We start from the raw sequence: 17,276 nt of genomic DNA on the forward strand, positions 1-17,276 counted from the left end.
GATGAAACAGTTTTACGGCGTTGATCTGCCCAACCCATTGATGTTGGGCACCGCGCAATATCCCAGTCCCGCCATTCTGGAACAGGCGTTTCGTGCCAGTGGCGCAGGTGTCGCCACCGTGTCACTGCGCCGCGAGGGTGCGGGCGGTACCGGTCAGGCCTTCTGGCAGATGATTGCGGATCTGGACGTGTTGATCCTGCCCAACACCGCTGGCTGCCACACGGTGAAAGAGGCTGTGACCACTGCCCATATGGCGCAGGAGGTGTTTGGCACCAAATGGATCAAGCTGGAAGTGATCGGTCACACCGATAGCCTGCAACCGGATGTGTTCGCCTTGGTAGAGGCGGCGCGGATCCTGACAGAGGATGGTTTTGAGGTCTTTCCCTACACGACAGAGGATCTAATCGTTGCTGAACGCCTGCTGGAAGCGGGCTGTGAGGTGCTGATGCCCTGGGGCGCGCCCATTGGCTCGGGGCGTGGCCTCAACAACACCTATGGCCTGCGCGCAATGCGGGCAGAGTTTTCCGATATCCCCCTTGTGGTGGACGCAGGCATCGGCCTGCCCAGCCATGCAGCCGCTGCAATGGAAATGGGGTATGACGCTGTACTGCTCAACACGGCTGTCGCCCGCGCTGGCGATCCGGTGGCGATGGCGCAGGCAATGATGGGCGCGGTCAACGCCGGACGTATGGCCCATCAGGCAGACCCGATCGAAGCCCGCGATATGGCCGAAGCGTCAACCCCTGTGATTGGAAAGGCGTTTCTGTCATGAGCCTCGACCGTTTTTACCCAATCTTTGATCATTCCGACTGGCTGGCCCGCATGCTGCCGCTTGGCGTCAAGCTGGTTCAGCTGCGGATGAAAGATCAGCCCGACGATGTGGTCGCCCGTGAGATGGCCCTGTCGCGTGATCTGGCCCGTAAACATAACGCAATCTTGGTGATCAATGACTATTGGCAGCAGGCGATTGATCTGGGATGTGACTGGATCCATCTGGGCCAAGAGGATCTGGACGAGGCCGACCTGTCCGCGATCCGCCGTGCGGGCATCAAGCTGGGTGTTTCCACGCATGACGATGATGAATTGGAGCGTGTGCTGGCGATGCAGCCCGATTATGTCGCCCTTGGCCCCGTTTACCCCACCATCCTGAAAAAGATGAAGTGGCATCAGCAGGGCCTGCCGCGTGTCACCGAATGGAAAGCCCGCGTTGGGACCATCCCGCTGGTGGGCATTGGCGGCATGTCCGTCGAACGCGCCGCAGATGTGTTGGAGGCGGGGGCCGATATTGTATCGGCTGTGACGGATATCACGCTCAACGCAGATCCAGAGGGCCGCGTGCACCAGTGGATCGAGGCGACACGATGACCCGTTACGCCCGCCAGACCCTGCTGCCTGAGGTGGGCCTTGAAGGCCAGACGCGCCTGAAAAAGGCCACCGCGCTAATCATCGGTGCGGGCGGCCTGGCTGCACCTGCGCTGCCGCTGCTCGCAGGTGCAGGCATCGGACGGTTGATCATCGTAGACGGCGACACGGTGGCGCTGTCCAACCTGCACCGCCAGACCCTGTTCACGGAGGCAGACTGCGACCACCCCAAGGCCAAGGTTGCCGCCGCCCGCTGTCGTGCCATCAACAGCGATAGTGTGGTCGAAGCACGGGTGGAGGCGCTGACGCCCGCCACCGCGCCTGCACTGGTTGGCGATGCGGACATTGTACTGGACTGCGCTGACAGCTATGCGGTCAGCTATCTTCTGAGCGATTTGTGCCTTGCAGAAAACACCCCCCTCTTTAGCGCATCGGTGCTGGGGCTTGGCGGATATGCAGGCGGATTTTGCGCCACAGCACCATCGCTGCGCGCCCTGTTCCCCGATGCGCCCGACAGCGGCGCCAGTTGTGAAACTGCCGGTGTCTTGGGTCCAGTGGTGGGCATCATCGGTGCGATGCAGGCACAGATGGCGCTGAACCATCTGTTGGGTGTCACGCCATCGCCACTGGGACAGATGGTACAGTTCGACGCCGGCAGCCTGCGCTCTGCCAGCTTCCGGTTTGATTCCGCCCCGGAACCTGAGACGGCCTTCCGCTTCGTCGCCGCCGCTGACCTGAGCGCGCAGGACCACATCATTGAACTGCGCGAAGGCGTCCAGCCACTGCACCCCGCTGCACGTCATATGGCAGCACAGGACCTGCTGAGTGCCCCTACGCTCCAAGATATACAGCCAGACACCCGTCTGGCCCTGTGTTGTGCCACCGGCCTGCGCGCTTGGCGTGCGGCGGAAGCGATAGCCCCCCACTGGCCCGGCGAAATAGTTCTCGTCGCGGCCTCTGCCTCATGATTTCAGGAAAAGGAAACGCCATGAAACATCTTCTCACCGCTGCCGCACTGATGGCCGCCAGCCCGGCCTTTGCCGCCGATAAAATGACCGTCCTGCTGGACTGGTTCGTCAACCCCGATCACGGCCCGATCATCATCGCCGAGGAAAACGGGTATTTCGCCGAACAGGGCCTTGAGGTGGACATCGTGCCACCGGCCGATCCGTCCGCGCCGCCGCGTCTGGTTGCCGCCGGTCAGGCCGATCTGGCCGTATCCTACCAGCCGCAGCTGCACCTGCAGATCCACGAAGGCCTGCCGCTGAAACGCGTTGGCACGCTGGTTGCCACCCCGCTGAACTGCCTGCTGGTTCTGGAAGATGGCCCCATCGCCACCCCTGCGGATCTGAAGGGTAAAAAGGTCGGCTTCTCCGTCGCGGGCGTCGAAGAGGCGGTTCTGGGCGCGGTTCTGGGCAACCACGGTGTATCGGTTGATGACATTGAGATGATCAACGTAAACTTCTCCCTCTCGCCCTCGCTGATGTCCGGTCAGGTGGATGCTGTCATCGGTGCCTTCCGTAACTTCGAGCTGAACCAGATGGACATCGAAGGTGTGGCTGGCCGCTGCTTCTATATCGAAGAGGAAGGCGTGCCGTCTTATGATGAGCTGATCTATGTTGCCAACCCCGACCGTATGGATGCCGACAAGGTGGAACGCTTCCTTGCCGCCACCGAAAAAGCGACCCAGTACATCGTTAACAACCCGCAGAAAAGCTGGGAGATTTTCTCCGCCACGTCGCCCGAATTGCAGGATGAGCTGAACAAACGTGCATGGGCCGACACCCTGCCCCGCTTCGCCCTACGTCCTGCTGGTTTTGACGCTGGCCGCTACGCCCGCTTTGAAACCTTCCTGAAGGACAGCGGCATGATCGACAGCCTGAACCCGGTTGAGGCCATCACCATCGACGTGACTGCGAAATGACCGTCAATTACGGTAAAGCCTTCGCGCTGATGCGCGATCACGCTGGCAAGGCATGGGGGGATTATACCCGCCATGCCTTCGTCGAAGGTCTGCGTGATGGCACCCTGCCGCGTGAGGCGTTTCTGCATTATCTGCGTCAGGACTATGTGTTCCTCGTCCACTTCTCCCGCGCCTGGGCGCTGGCCGTGGTGAAATCGCAGACCCATGAGGAAATGCTGACCGCTGTGGGCACAGTGAACGCGCTGGTGGCTGAGGAAATGAAGCTGCACATCGGCATCTGCGAGGCGGCAGGCATCTCTCAGGAAGAGCTGTTTGCGACCAGAGAACGTGCGGAAAACCTCGCTTATACCCGCTTTGTGCTGGAGGCAGGCTATAGCGGCGATCTGCTCGACCTGTTGGCGGCATTAGCGCCTTGTGTGTTGGGTTACGGCGAAATTGGCGCGCGTCTGCTGGACGATAACAGCTCTGACAGCTACGGCGACTGGATCGCCACATATGGCGGTGCGGAGTATCAAGGCGCCTGCGAGGCGGTGGCCGAGATGCTGGAAAACGCCTTGATCCACCGGTTGGGCAATGATTACGCATCCTCCCCCCGCTGGGCCCGGCTGTGCGACACATTCCGCACCGCGACCGAGCTGGAGGTGCAGTTCTGGCAGATGGGCTTAACGCCCGACCTGACGTCCGATTCACCTGCGGACGCCTCCAAATGACCAAAGCATCCGGCATCCCCGCTGCAAAGCCAACAGCCCCCGCGGTCACGGTAACGGGCAACGCGTCAATCAATGACGCGCCGCTGTTTGCGCCGCTGACCCTCAGGCTGGATGCCGGGCGCTGGACCTGTCTGTTAGGCGGGTCAGGCGTGGGAAAGTCCACGCTGTTGCGGCTGATCTGCGGCCTTGCCACTGGCGCCGATTTTCAAGGAGAAATCAGGGCCAGTGATGCGGTCCCCGTAGCCGACCGCGTCGCCTATATGGCACAGGATGATCTGCTTCTGCCTTGGGCCAGCGTGGCGCAAAACGTCTTGCTGGGATCGCGCCTGCGCGGACAGGTGGCGGACCAGGACCGTCTGGCGCGGATCCTTGAGCGGGTTGGCCTCAGCGATCATGCCACAAAAAAACCGGATGAATTGTCCGGCGGTCAGCGCCAGCGCGTCGCCCTTGCCCGCACCCTGATGGAAGACAAACCCATCATCCTGCTGGATGAGCCGTTTTCAGCGCTCGACGCCCAGACCCGCGCCGCGATGCAGGATCTGGCGGTGGAACTGCTGGCGGATAAAACAGTGCTGATCGTCACCCATGATCCGGCAGAGGCCGCGCGTCTGGGCCAGGCCATCGTGGTGATGACCCCCGCAGGCCTACAGAATTTTCCCCACCCCGCCAGCGCCATTCCGCGCCCTATTGATGATCTGGAAACACTGGAATGTCAGGCCGCGCTGCTGCGTCATTTGCGTGAGGACACATCGCAGGAGAGGAGCACATCATGAAGGCCCTTCCCGCCCTCGCCGCCACCCTCTTTGCCCTGTGCATCTGGCAGGCCATCGTTAGCGCAACTGGGCTACCGCGGTTCATCCTGCCCGGCCCTGCGCTGGTCGCAGAAACATGGTGGCACCACCGCTGGGTGATTGCCGAACACACAATGATCACCGCGCTGGAGGTGTTGATCGGTCTGGTGATCGGATCGGCACTGGGCGTTGTCACAGCAATCCAGCTGGCCACCTCACGCATGGCGCGCGTATTGGTGCAGCCGATCCTTGTGTTCACACAGGCACTGCCTGTCTTTGCCTTAGCACCGATCCTGACCCTTTGGCTGGGCTTTGGCCTGTGGTCCAAGGTGTTTATGGCCGTGCTGATCATCTATTTCCCTGTCACCTCGGCCTTTTTTGATGGGCTGATGCGCACACCTCAGGGCTATCTGGATCTGGCGCGCACCATGCAGGCCAGTCCAGCGCGGATCCTGTGGCACATCCGCGTGCCTGCCGCGCTGCCTTCGCTGGCTTCTGGTCTGCGGCTAGCCGCAGTCTACGCCCCTATCGGTGCAGTGATCGGAGAATGGGTCGGCGCGTCACGCGGCCTTGGCTATCTGATGCTATTGGCCAACGGGCGGGCCAAGACCGATCTTATGTTTGCCGCGATGCTGACACTGGGTGTTTTTTCGGTACTGCTGCATATTACTGTGGTGCTCCTGACCCGCCGTCTGGAAAGACGTAGCAAGGTCTGAGTGTGATCCAAACGAATACTGTCCGCCCTCCATATCCCTTTTTATATCCCCCCCGACTGGGAAACAGCCGCTTCGCCTGATCAATCGCCCAGTTGCATGATCGCCAGCATCACATCTGCTGCTGCAATCGCTGCGCCATCCAAGGTGACGTTGAACAGCGCCTGCGGATCACAGCCGCCATCTTCACGCTGAGACGGATCCAGAATCGCAAAAGCCGCTGCCTGGTTTTCAGAGACATCCTAATCGACAAACCCCTCCATCTGACCGAAGCACGCACCGTACTGCCACCTCATGAGAAGAGCCGCTTTGCAGTATACTGGCGCAGATGCGAAAGCTTGATCTTGTTTTCCATCCTAGTGCGCCGGACCAGTTCAAGAGGCTCATATCCGCCAGCGACAGACCTGCCCCCATAGATAAACAGGCAGTGACGCTCACCCGTACTGCCTGTTGGACACGCGTCTTTCTTGTGGTTCACGCGATTGCGCCCGCTATCTCAACCAAGGCATGATGCAGTGACCCGGCAGAGGCACGCGGACCGATCACAATGACCCCTTCATCTGTGCGGATCAGGAAACAACCGATGTGGTGCATGCTGGTACGGGTGGCATCACCAACCGCCATCATCGCCACATCAACAGCGCAGAGCCGTTCAAACAGCGCCACAACAGTATCGCCGGTGACATCAAAACGGCACCAACCGTCGGTTTGTTCCGTGACCGACCCTGTGGCCCCGACGATAGATTTCAACGCCTCGGCCAGCAATTCACAGACAGTGAAATCTGCCTCAACCATCCATTGCTCCGGCCCGGTCCACCAGATCCGGTGGCTGGTATTGGCAACGCTGCGCCCCGCAGCGGGCAGGTCAAGGGCAAGGCCGGCTTTCACCACTTCGACAACAGCATCACCCTGCCCCTTACGCGCAGCGAGGGAGGCAAGCGCAACGTTCGGTGTCTCAGCAATGGTCAATGCGCCAATGATATCGACACGCGGCGCAGCAGCACCAAGGGCGGTGAGAGGTTTCAGGTCAGGCACGCAGACGCCCTCCTTCAGGATCAACAAAATGGGCAGAGACAACTTCGACCAGCACGTCCTGGTCTTCCAGCGGGTTCACCATGCGCAGGGTCTCCCCCATGCGATTGCCGCCATCTCTAAGGAATCCCAGCCCGACTGAGGTCTCAAGGCTGGGTGAATAGGCTGCCGAAGTGACGTAGCCCTGATCGTGTTTGGCATCAATTGGACCCGTGGCGTTCATCAGATGTGCCCCTGCCACAACCTCACCGGTGTGAACTGGTTTCAGGCCGACCAGACGCAGATCGTCTGCATCATTCAGCCCGTCACGTTCCGACAGGGTGGACCCAATGCTGTCTTTGCTCTTCGACACCATCCGCCCCATACCGAGGTTGGCAGCAGTGGTGGTTCCGTTCAGCTCTGCCGCAACCGCGTGGCCTTTTTCAATCCGCATCACACCCAGCGCTTCGGTGCCGTAGGGGGTAACGTTGAACTCTTCACCCTCCTCCATCAAGCGGCGCATCAGCGCATCGCCATAACGGGTGGGTACGGCGATTTCATAGGCAAGTTCACCCGAGAAAGAGATACGGAACAACCGTGCCCGCAGACCGCCACAGATCGTGATCTCCCCACAGGCCATGAAGGGAAAGGCCTCATTGCTGATGTCGTGACCTGCATCGACCAGTTTCCGCAACAACTTGCGGGCATTGGGGCCTGCAACCGCATATTGCGCCCACGCCTCGGTGGTGGAAATCAGCTGCACATCCATATCGGGGAACAAGCACTGCCGGGCAAATTCCATATTGCGGTAAACGGTGACCGCGTTGGCGGTCGTGGTGGTGACAACAAAATGTTTCTCTGCCAGACGGGCGGCGGTGCCGTCGTCATAGGCAATGCCATCTTCGCGCAGCATCACGCCATAGCGCACCTTGCCCACTGCCAATTTGGCGAAGCCGTTTGCATAGATCTTATTGAGAAACTCTGCCGCATCAGTGCCTTGCACGTCGATCTTGCCCAAGGTGGTCACATCACACACCCCAACGGAGGCACGGGTCGAGAGCACTTCGCGCTCGACGGTCTGACGCCAATCGGTGTCGCCTTTTTTGGGGAAATACTGAGCGCGCAGCCAATTGCCGACCTCGACAAATTGCGCGCCCTGCTCTGCCGCCCAATGGTGGCTGGGGGTCAGGCGGGTTGGGTGAAACGCCTTGCCAACAGACCGGCCCGCCAGCGTGCCCATCGCCACCGGCACATAAGGCGGGCGGAAGATGGTGGTGCCGGTTTCGGGGATCAGCTTGCCGGTCATTTCGGCCATAACGGCCAGGCCGGTGACGTTCGATGTCTTGCCCTGATCGGTGGCCATGCCCAGCGTGGTGTAGCGTTTCAAATGCTCGACCGAGCGGAAGCCCTCTTGATGCGCCAGCTTCACGTCCTTCACTGTCACGTCGTTCTGGAAATCGACCCAAGCGCGTTTAGCGCCTGCCACATGCCAGAAGGGCGACAGGGTGACAGGACCATCCTCTGCCTCCGGCAGATCGGGCGCAGCGGCCGTGATGCCCAGATCGCCGAGCGCGGCCATGGCCGCAGCAACGCCGGTTGCCAGCGCGCCATGCGTACTCATCACACCATTGGCGGCACCGGCGACCGATTGGCCCACAGGCAGATCACTGCCCGGAACAAAGGCATGGATGGCCTCATCCCAGACCGGACGGCCACGCTGGTGGCAGGTGAGGCCAAGGTTGGGGTTCCAACCGCCCGAATTTGCCACCGCTCCACATTTGATCGTGCGGGTCTGGCCGCTTGCCAGACGTACCTTTACCGCAGTGACGCCATGACAGCCCTTGGTGTTGATGATCTGCGCGCCTTTCAACACCTCGATGCCCGCCATATCCGGCGCATCCGCGCGGGTGTCAATGACCGCAGGGACGCACAATCCTTTGGCGATCAGATCCTTGGCGGTCTGGTGGCCCTCATCACTGTTGGCGAACACCACCACCTCTTGCGCAGGTGTCGCAGCCCAGCGGTTGGCGTAGGCCCGCACGGCACCTGCCATGATCACGCCCGGGCGGTCGTTGTTTTGAAAGGCAATGGGCCGTTCCAGCGCACCGGCGCAGACGATGGCGCGTTTGCAATAGACCCGCCACAAAATCTGACGCGGCTTGCCCGCCTCCGGGACCGCCAGATGGTCAGACACACGTTCTACCGCGCCATAAACACCGTGGTCATAGGCACCAAACACGGTGGTGCGTGGCATGATGCGCACAGTGTCCATCGATGCCAGCTCTGCCTGCATCGCGGCGGTCCACTCCGCCCCAGACAGCTCTCCCACACAATTGGTTTCGGCGATCAGACGCCCCCCCAGCAAGAAGTCCTCTTCGGCCAGAATGACCCGCGCGCCTGCACGCCCCGCTGTCAGCGCCGCCATGAGGCCCGCAGGGCCCGCGCCAATTACCAAGAGGTCACAGTGCAGAAACCCCTTGTCATAGACATCCGGATCATCCTCAAACGACACCGAGCCCAGCCCCGCCGCACGGCGGATCGCGGGTTCATAGAGTTTTTCCCAGAAGGCACGCGGCCACATGAAGGTCTTGTAGTAGAACCCTGCGCTCAGAAACGCAGGAAACAGATCATTCACCGCCAGGAGGTCGTATTTCAGCGACCCGATATGGTTCTGACTACGGGCAGTCAGCCCATCAAACAACTCTACCGTGGTAGCGCGTGTGTTAGGTTCCTGTCGGCCACCAGTCCGTACTTCGACCAGCGCGTTCGGCTCTTCAGACCCTGCTGTCATCACGCCACGCGGACGGTGGTATTTGAACGACCGGCCCATCAGACGCACGCCGTTGGCCATCAGGGCCGAGGCCAGCGTATCACCCACCTGCCCCTGATAGTCTTTGCCGTTAAAGCTGAAATTAACAGCCGTTTCGTGGTCGACCAGACCACCGTGAAGTCGGTTCACGCTCATTGCGCATCCCCTTCAAATCGTTTGTTATTTCGCGCCACATCGCGGGCCATTTCAACACCCAGAATCTCATGCGTCAGGGTGTTGCGAGTCACGACCAGCCACGACCGGTCGCCCTGTTCGTGAAACCACAATTCACGGTGCAGACCAGCCGGGTTGTCGCGCAGGTAAAGGTAGTCGTGAAACGCCTCCACCGCATTTTCGCCCTGCCAGTCAGGACGGTTCAGCAGGTTGGCATCGCCAAGGTACGTAAACTCGGACGCATCGCGAGGGCCAAGCAACGGGTGATTGATCAGCATAGCTGCAGCTCCTTTTGTTTACGACCAAGTGAAATGTCGCGTAGGCGTCGGGCCAATTTGGTGCACAGATCCTCACTGCTGAGGCCCACATCATAAGTGAGTGTCACCGGGGGCTTGCCACTCGTGACTTTGATCAGCCTTTCGGGGGAGCGCATTTCAGCAAAACTGATGGTGGTGTCGTCCTGCAGCACAAAAAAACCTTTGGGCGGCAGATTCAGGCTGCCCTCGGCATTATCAGTGGCGGCAAAGCCAAGGTGCCAAGGTGCGATCAGGTCATGGGTGACTGTATTAATCATAGGTTTCGGTCCCAAAGCTCAGTGCAGGTTGGGCTGTGCGCCCATGCCTTTTTCATCGATCATGCGGCCGGTGCGGAACCGGTCCAGACGATAAGCGGTTGCGGTTTCATGGGGGCGATCAGTGGCCAAAAGATGCGCCAGACACCAACCTGCAGCCGGTGTTGCCTTGAACCCGCCATAGCACCAACCACCGTTGAAATAGAGGCCGTCGATAGGGGTTTTGTCGATAAAGGGAGAGCCGTCCATCGACATATCCATAATGCCACCCCAGCTGCGCAGCAGCCGCACACGGCCAAGGGCGGGGATCAGTGAGACACCACTTTCGACCACATCCTCAACCACCGGCAGGTTGCCGCGCTGGGCGTAAGAGTTGTAGCCATCGATGTCGCCACCAAAGACCAGACCGCCCTTGTCCGACTGGCTGCAATAGAAATGGCCCGCGCCATAGGTAATCACACCGCGAATGGTCGGCTTCAACCCCTCGGAGACGAAGGCCTGCAACACATGGCTCTCAATCGGCAGCCGCATGCCCGCCAGCCCCATCACGCGGCTGGAAGAGCCAGCAACAGAGGACGCCACCTTGCCCGCGCCGATATAGCCGCGGGTGGTCTCCACCCCCAGGACCTTGCCGTTTTCAATGCGGAAACCGGTCACTTCGCAGTTCTGGATGATATCGACGCCGTGACTGTCCGCGCCACGCGCGTAGCCCCAGGCCTCCGCATCATGGCGCACGGTACCGCCGCGACGGTGCAGCAATCCGCCCTTGATCGGGAAACGGGCGTTGTCGAAATTCAGGAACGGATACATCGATCGCACGCCATCTGCATCCAGCAGTTCCGCGTCCGATCCATTTAGGATCATCGCATTGCCGCGACGACGAAACGCATCGCGCTGCCCATCGGTGTGATAAAGGTTCAGGATCCCGCGCTGGCTGACCATCGCGTTATAGTTCAGCTCCTGCTCCAGCCCTTCCCACAGCTTCATCGAAAACTCATAGAACGGTTCATTGCCGTCCAGCATGTAGTTTGACCGCACGATGGTGGTGTTCCGCCCGACGTTGCCGCCGCCGACCCAACCCTTTTCCAGAACCGCAATTCGCTTGCCGCCAAACTCTTTGGCCAGATAGTACGCCGTTGCCAACCCGTGGCCACCGCCACCGATGATAACAACATCATAGTTGGATTTCGGCGCAACATCACGCCAATGGGGCGTCCAGCCCTTGTGGCCTGTCAGGGCCTCTTTGATCACACGAAAACCGCTGTAGCGCATGGCATCCTCATTCGTTTCATCTCAAAGGTCGGGGATTTGCAGGGGCTTGCACAGGCGCATTATAGTCAGCCACTGATCCATTTCCGACAGATCGACGCTTTGTGCATTCCCCCTCTTGCGGTGGATGGGCGTTTTCCTTCAGAAAAGGGCCATGAAACACCTCAAACGCAAATTACCGCCGCTGACCTCTCTTGTCGCATTTGAAGCAGCGGCGCGGCTTGGCTCTTTCACCACTGCCGCCGAAGAGTTGAACGTCTCTCGCGAGGCGGTCAGCCGTCAGATCCGCGCGCTGGAAACCCATCTGGGGGTGAAGCTGTTTGAACGTGACGCCAACACCGCCGCGATGGGCGCGCTGGGAACACAGTTTTTTGCCACCGTGTCCCCGAACCTCTGGGCCATTGCGGCAGCAGCGCAGGAACTGACCGGTGACAGCACAGCCGCAGTAGAGGCGACAGACACCGCAGAGGCGCCGCTGGAGGCTGAAGATCTGCCAACCCTCTTGATCATCGACGACAGCGCCGAAAATATTCATCACCTGAACGGCCTTCTGCGCGATCAGTACCGGGTGATCGCCCAGACATCAGGCAAGGCCGCCCTGTCCTATCTGGCGCGCGAAAGCGTGGACCTGATCCTGCTGGACATTCAGATGCCCGACATGGACGGCTACGAGACCTGCCGCCAAATCAAGGCCACCGCCAGTCTGGCGGAGGTGCCGGTGATTTTCGTCACCAGCCTGGATGATCCCGGTGATGAAACTCAAGGCCTCAGCCTGGGGGCCTGTGATTTCATCACCCGACCTGTGGTGCCCGCAGTGCTGAAGGCGCGGATCGGCACTCATATTGACCTGCGTCGGTCGCACGCCGCCTTAGAAATGCTGCTCAGCGCTCGCGCGGATCGCCTGCAAAAAGCCGAAGAACTTCTGACGCGGCTGGCCCGCGACATCGAAGGTTTTCGAAGCTAAATAAACAACTTGGGACGCATTCCTATGTCTGCGCTTGCTTCATTGCCGATTTGATCAATCGCTTGGCGGAGGCAAACTCCAACTGCTCCAGCGCCAGGAGGATCACTGTCGCCTGCTCAGCACTCAACTCTGACTTTGGCAGTTTGCCCAGCTCGTCCAAAGCGGCCATGTCATTGGCCTGTACCAGTGCCAGAACCGATTTCAGCGACGCCTCTGACCCTGCTTCTGCCGCGGGCAGTGGCCCCTCTGCGCGGACCTCGGGCAACAGCGCTTCAATCGTGGCGATCAGATAGATGGCAGGGCGCATGCCCTCCTCCACCTCTTTGACCTGAGTGGCCAGCGCAGTGGCGCCGACTGTGGCAGCCGCCCCCTTCATCACATGCAGGATCTGTCCCAGATCCTGTGGCGCCTCATCGGGGTCCGTCAGCGCCAGATGCCAATCGGTCAGCTGTCGCTGGAACCGCGCCAGATTGCGACGATAAAGGTCTGCATTGCCGCCTGCCAAGACCAGTCCACGATCACGGTCCAGAACAGCAACCTCACTGACGGTGTCTGCGACCTCTGTTGCCTCGGCATCCGCAGCGGCGCTGGCGGCTGCCAAAATGGCGGCGCGCGGTGTTGGCAGGTTCGCCTCAAGGCAGGCTTGCAGATCATCCGGCTCAACAGGTTTTGGCAAAAAGGCGGCAAATCCTGCGGTGGCGCAGCGATCATGTTCTTCGGGTGTTGCATTGGCCGAAGTCGCCACCACCGGCACCAATGCTGCACCGTGATCCTGTTGCATTTGCGCCAGCGCGCGATGGCCGTCCATAACTGGCATATGCAGATCCATCAACACCAGATCCGGCATCTGCTGCGCCACCTGTTGCACCGCTTCTGCGCCATTGCGGGCGGAGCGCACCGCAGCGCCCATCCCCTCGATCAGCGAAACAAAGACCGACAGGTTAATGCGCGTGTCCTCAACCACCAGAATATCACGCCCTGCCAACGGAAGCGGGCGTGCAGCCTCAACCTCATGGTCCAGCGTCAGCGCCCAAAGCGCCTCGCGGAACTCACCAAAGGTGATCGGCAAATCAATTCCGACCCGCTGATCATGGGTGGCAGCCTGAAAAACAACACGTGTGGCACTGACCTGCACCTGTGGGCCCTTGCTATCATCGCGCACCGCATGCCCCAGACGCCCGGCCATCGCCGCCAACGCATCAACCGGGCCGCCGCCATCAAGGATCGACAGATCCTGTTCAGCAATTGCCACCTCATGGGGGCGGCTGGGCACGGTGAGGGCAAAGCTGAAACAGGCCCCCACGCCGGCAGTGCTGTCCACCGACAACTGCCCCCCCATCTGTTCCGCAAGACGTTGCGCAATCGACAGACCCAGACCGGTGCCACCATAGCGCCGCGTGGTCGAGGTATCGGCCTGACCGAAGGGGCGGAAGATCGCCTCTAGCTGATCGGGCGCAATACCGATACCGCAGTCACGCACGTGGAAGGTCAGCACGGTTTCCCCCGGCTCTGCCGCCGCCACGGCCTGCACCTCAAAGGAAACCCGGCCCGCATCGGTGAATTTTACCGCGTTGGAGGTGAAATTCATCAGCACCTGTCGCACGCGCACCGGATCAGCGCAAATCTGGCCCGGCAAACCCACACCGTAGTCCCAACCGAGCTGCACAGGTTTTTCCCCGATCAACGCCCGGGTCTGCATCACAATCGAATCCAGCAAATCGTCAAGTGGTAGCCAAACCTGTTCCAGTTTCATCTCGCCAGCCTCAATCTTGGACAGATCCAGCACCGCGTTGATGTTTTGCGACAGATGGGTTGCGGCGGCGCGCATATCGGACACATGGCGGCGACTGCGTTCGGTGTAGTCTTCGCGCAAGAGCACCTCTGATAACCCGATAATTGCGTTCATCGGCGTGCGCAGCTCATGACTCATATTGGCGAGGAAAATGGATTTCGCCTGCGAGGCCTCTACGGCATCATTGCGCGCATCAACCAGTTCCTGCGTCCGCGCCTCGACGATCATCTGTAGATTGTCGCGGCTGTCTTCCAGTTCATTCACTGTACGGCGGAAGGCACGGGCAAGACGCGAGATTTCATCGCGCTGACGCATGTCAAACATCCGGTGATCGCGGGCGGCCAGTTCAAACTTATCCCCTTCCCGCACACGCAGTGCAGCGGCCTGTAGACGCGCGACAGGACGGATCACCATCACCTGCACCAACAGGAAAATCGCCGTTGTCACCAAAAGCGTCTGCAAGATACTGCCCCCCAGCACAAACAGACTGCGGGCGGCCATTTCATTGCCAATGCCACGGAAGGAGTAATCGACAAACAATGCGCCGATTTCGGATCCATCACGTTGATTATGCAAGGCAAAGCGCGAGGTTTCGCCCGCCTCACCGCCGTAACCGAACCACTGGCTGACCGGATGCACCGGCGCCAGACGAGGCACCGCCACCGACAGATCATCGAGGCCGGTGCTTTCACGCAGGCTGTCAGACAGCAGCGGATCCTCAATCCGCGCACTCGTGATGATGGGGTCCTGCAACAGGCTGCGCATGATCGCCAGCGCCTCTGGTACGTCCACCTCCCAATAGGCACTTTCGATCTGGGGCAAGGTGGCCTGCACAATGCGATCGGCGTTCTCACGCGCAGTATCAATGCGCAGTGAAGCCTCCGCCCAAAGCGTCACAAGTCCCAGCAGCGCGCCAGACACAATCCCGATCAGTCCCGCCGCAATTGCAATGCGCGGGGTGATCCCCAACCTTTGAAAACGCAAACCAATCATCAGGCCGTCCCTTATTGCACCAGATGGCGCTGCACAATTTCCTGAATGCGGCCTGTTGTGTGCATCTTATCCAGCGCTTTTTGCAAACGCCGTGCCTGATAATCCCCCAAAGCATCGCGCGGGAAGGCAATATAGCGCGCCTGTTCGGTCAGGGGCGTAGGCAGAAAACGCAACTTGTCGGTGGCATTCAGTTCATTCGCAATGTGGCTGAGGGTGGCGTAACCGCCGACAATAACGTCAGAGCGCCCCAGCAGCAGTTTGCGCACATTGGTGAAGTCATCCTTAGACTCCTCCCGATGAATATCGGCGTTGGCGTCAAACCGGTCCTCATAAGTAAAACCGCCCACCACGCCCACAACCAGATCATCCAGATCGCGCAGACGTCGCACATCATTCACCGGACTGTCCTGACGGGTCATAAAAACTGTGCGGGTGCGCCGCAGCGGGCCAACCATATACCACTTCTCAAATCGTTCGGGTGTTGGGGCCAGTTGAAACAACGCCTCCAGATTGCCCATCTGAAAATCCAGCATCACGCGATTCCACGGCAGGGGTTTATGCACCAGTTCGACCCCTATAGAGGCCGCGGCCTCATCCAGAATCTTGACATCGATTCCGCTGTAGCGACCGTCGACAGTATAGTTAAACGGGGCAAATTCCTCCATCGAGCCGACATTCCAGCTTTCGGCGAAGGCACCGGCGGGTCGCACGGGGGTCCAGTTGCCTTCGGCGTGGACAGCCGTGGCGGGTATTACAGATGCAATTATGGCGCACAGGGTTGCGGCCACCATCACCTTTTGCGTGTCAGCGCGAAGTGATATCAGCGCACGCAAAACCGCACGACGGCGCGTGAAGGGCGCACTTGGATCAGGTTTTACACGGGTTTTCAGCCAGTTTTGCATTGTATCGCGGGTCTTCATCTTTATGGCGTCCTTGATCACAAAACTCTATCCGCCCCACCAAAGCCAAGGCAATCATCCGAGGTTTTTCATAGGATGACGAAAAATTTACGGTGCCAGCGGATATTTTTTGTCTCTCCCAATCCGGCTGGCTTGCCTGTTACCCCTGACGCACACCGGATGCAAACAGCACCCCCGCACCCAGAGGCAGCGGGTGCTGAGGCACACCGGATCAATCAGGAGGAAGATATGTCCAACACCAAAAAAATCACCGGTGCCCTGCTGGCCCTGTCCATGTCTGCAGGCGTTGCAGCCGCGGCTGACCAGCAGTTCGTCACCATCGGCACCGGCGGCGTAACCGGCGTTTATTACCCCACCGGCGGCGCAATCTGCCGTCTGGTCAACAAAGGCCGCAAAGAACACGGCATTCGTTGTTCGGTAGAATCGACCGGTGGTTCCGTATACAACGCCCGCACCATCCGCGCAGGCGAGCTGGACTTCGGCGTTATTCAGTCCGACGTTCAGGTGAAGTCGATCAACGGCACCGAGCAGTTCGCAGAAGACGGCCCCTACGAAGGCCTGCGCTCGCTGTTCTCGGTTCACCCCGAACCGATGCACCTGATGGCCCGCGCTGACGCTGGCATCGAAACCACCGCAGATCTGGTTGGCAAGCGCGTCAACATCGCAAACCCCGGTTCCGGCACCCGCGTTCTGGCAGAAACCCTGCTGAAGTACGAAGGCATCACCACCGATCAGTTCTCGCTGACCGCTGAACTGAAGTCCTCCGAGCAGGCCGCAGCCCTGTGCGACGGCAAAATCGACGCAACCATCTGGGCCGCTGGCCTGCCCAACGGTTCTTCGCAAGAAGCCACCTCGACCTGTGATGTGAAAATCATCCCGCTGGCGGGTGAAGGCATCGACAAACTGCTGGCCGAAAACACTGCCTACGCTGCAGCCACCATCCCCGGCGGCATGTACCCGGGCAACGCAGAAGACCTGCCGTCCTGGGGCCCGAAAGCCACCATCGTCACCTCCGCTGACGTATCGGACGAAGTTGCCTACGAAGTTGTGAAAGCTGTGTTCGAAAACTTCGACGGCTTCCGCAAACTGCACCCCGCGTTTGCAAACCTGAAAGAAACCGAAATGGTATCCGACGGTCTGACCGCCGAAATCCACCCCGGTGCTCTGAAGTACTACCAAGAGCGCGGCTGGAAATAATCCACCCCGCCCTTAAAAACAGCCCCCATCCTAACCGGGTGGGGGCATCTTGATTCTGACTTAGCCATTGAGGGGG

Annotated in this window: 16 protein-coding genes; 9 read left to right on the forward strand and 7 right to left on the reverse strand. The window is 60.0% G+C overall.

Features of this window, described 5'->3' with window-relative positions; translation table 11 throughout:
• Position 1 precedes the first annotated feature (1 nt).
• From MHM86_RS02250 to MHM86_RS02280, 7 genes are read left to right on the forward strand one after another with little or no spacing between them, the layout of a single operon-like run.
• The gene (locus tag MHM86_RS02250; protein WP_239195280.1) at positions 2-772 is read left to right on the forward strand and encodes a thiazole synthase; all 771 of its coding nucleotides are present in this window, start codon (positions 2-4) and stop codon (positions 770-772) included.
• Positions 769-1,365 (forward strand): thiamine phosphate synthase, encoded by a 597-nt coding sequence (locus MHM86_RS02255; RefSeq protein ID WP_239195282.1) that lies wholly within the window; start codon positions 769-771, stop codon positions 1,363-1,365. The genes MHM86_RS02250 and MHM86_RS02255 overlap by 4 nt, the downstream gene beginning before the upstream one ends.
• Positions 1,362-2,330, forward strand: coding sequence for a HesA/MoeB/ThiF family protein (locus MHM86_RS02260; protein ID WP_239195284.1), 969 nt, complete (start codon positions 1,362-1,364; stop codon positions 2,328-2,330). Before MHM86_RS02255 ends, MHM86_RS02260 begins: the two co-directional genes overlap by 4 nt.
• Before the next feature lie 20 nt (positions 2,331-2,350).
• Entirely contained in the window at positions 2,351-3,286 is a 936-nt protein-coding gene (locus MHM86_RS02265) for an ABC transporter substrate-binding protein (RefSeq protein ID WP_239195286.1), read from the forward strand.
• A complete protein-coding gene (gene tenA, locus MHM86_RS02270) occupies positions 3,283-3,996 on the forward strand; it encodes a thiaminase II (protein ID WP_239195289.1) in 714 nt (237 codons plus the stop codon). The genes MHM86_RS02265 and tenA overlap by 4 nt, the downstream gene beginning before the upstream one ends.
• Complete coding sequence (locus MHM86_RS02275; RefSeq protein WP_239195291.1) at positions 3,993-4,769, forward strand: ABC transporter ATP-binding protein; 777 nt, start codon at positions 3,993-3,995, stop codon at positions 4,767-4,769. Before tenA ends, MHM86_RS02275 begins: the two co-directional genes overlap by 4 nt.
• Positions 4,766-5,503, forward strand: coding sequence for an ABC transporter permease (locus MHM86_RS02280; RefSeq protein WP_239195293.1), 738 nt, complete (start codon positions 4,766-4,768; stop codon positions 5,501-5,503). Before MHM86_RS02275 ends, MHM86_RS02280 begins: the two co-directional genes overlap by 4 nt.
• A 471-nt stretch (positions 5,504-5,974) precedes the next feature.
• Here the strand turns inward: MHM86_RS02280 and MHM86_RS02285 are convergent, their stop codons facing one another.
• The 5 genes from MHM86_RS02285 to MHM86_RS02305 are packed head-to-tail and all read right to left on the reverse strand — an operon-like array spanning position 5,975 to position 11,337.
• Positions 5,975-6,535, reverse strand: a complete 561-nt coding sequence (locus MHM86_RS02285; protein ID WP_239195295.1) for a sarcosine oxidase subunit gamma — start codon at positions 6,533-6,535, stop codon at positions 5,975-5,977.
• Positions 6,528-9,476 (reverse strand): sarcosine oxidase subunit alpha family protein, encoded by a 2,949-nt coding sequence (locus tag MHM86_RS02290; RefSeq protein WP_239195297.1) that lies wholly within the window; start codon positions 9,474-9,476, stop codon positions 6,528-6,530. Before MHM86_RS02290 ends, MHM86_RS02285 begins: the two co-directional genes overlap by 8 nt.
• Complete coding sequence (locus MHM86_RS02295) at positions 9,473-9,772, reverse strand: sarcosine oxidase subunit delta (protein ID WP_239195299.1); 300 nt, start codon at positions 9,770-9,772, stop codon at positions 9,473-9,475. Before MHM86_RS02295 ends, MHM86_RS02290 begins: the two co-directional genes overlap by 4 nt.
• Positions 9,766-10,068 (reverse strand): hypothetical protein, encoded by a 303-nt coding sequence (locus MHM86_RS02300; protein ID WP_239195307.1) that lies wholly within the window; start codon positions 10,066-10,068, stop codon positions 9,766-9,768. The genes MHM86_RS02295 and MHM86_RS02300 overlap by 7 nt, the downstream gene beginning before the upstream one ends.
• Before the next feature lie 18 nt (positions 10,069-10,086).
• Entirely contained in the window at positions 10,087-11,337 is a 1,251-nt protein-coding gene (locus MHM86_RS02305) for a sarcosine oxidase subunit beta family protein (protein ID WP_239195309.1), read from the reverse strand.
• A gap of 151 nt (positions 11,338-11,488) precedes the next feature.
• Here MHM86_RS02305 and MHM86_RS02310 point away from each other — a divergent pair, with 151 nt between their 5' ends.
• On the forward strand, positions 11,489-12,298 hold the full coding sequence (locus MHM86_RS02310) for a response regulator (protein WP_239195311.1): 810 nt from the start codon (positions 11,489-11,491) through the stop codon (positions 12,296-12,298).
• Between the two features lie 22 nt (positions 12,299-12,320).
• Here the strand turns inward: MHM86_RS02310 and MHM86_RS02315 are convergent, their stop codons facing one another.
• Both MHM86_RS02315 and MHM86_RS02320 read right to left on the reverse strand, forming a co-directional pair.
• Complete coding sequence (locus tag MHM86_RS02315; RefSeq protein WP_239195313.1) at positions 12,321-15,083, reverse strand: ATP-binding protein; 2,763 nt, start codon at positions 15,081-15,083, stop codon at positions 12,321-12,323.
• Between the two features lie 11 nt (positions 15,084-15,094).
• Positions 15,095-16,003: an ABC transporter substrate-binding protein gene (locus tag MHM86_RS02320; protein WP_239195315.1), complete on the reverse strand. Its 909-nt coding sequence runs from the start codon at positions 16,001-16,003 to the stop codon at positions 15,095-15,097.
• A 228-nt stretch (positions 16,004-16,231) separates the two neighbouring features.
• Here MHM86_RS02320 and MHM86_RS02325 point away from each other — a divergent pair, with 228 nt between their 5' ends.
• Positions 16,232-17,200: a TAXI family TRAP transporter solute-binding subunit gene (locus MHM86_RS02325; protein WP_239196878.1), complete on the forward strand. Its 969-nt coding sequence runs from the start codon at positions 16,232-16,234 to the stop codon at positions 17,198-17,200.
• The last annotated feature ends 76 nt before the right edge of the window (positions 17,201-17,276 follow it).

This window comes from Thalassobius sp. Cn5-15, from assembly GCF_022347685.1.
Taxonomy (GTDB): domain Bacteria; phylum Pseudomonadota; class Alphaproteobacteria; order Rhodobacterales; family Rhodobacteraceae; genus Thalassobius.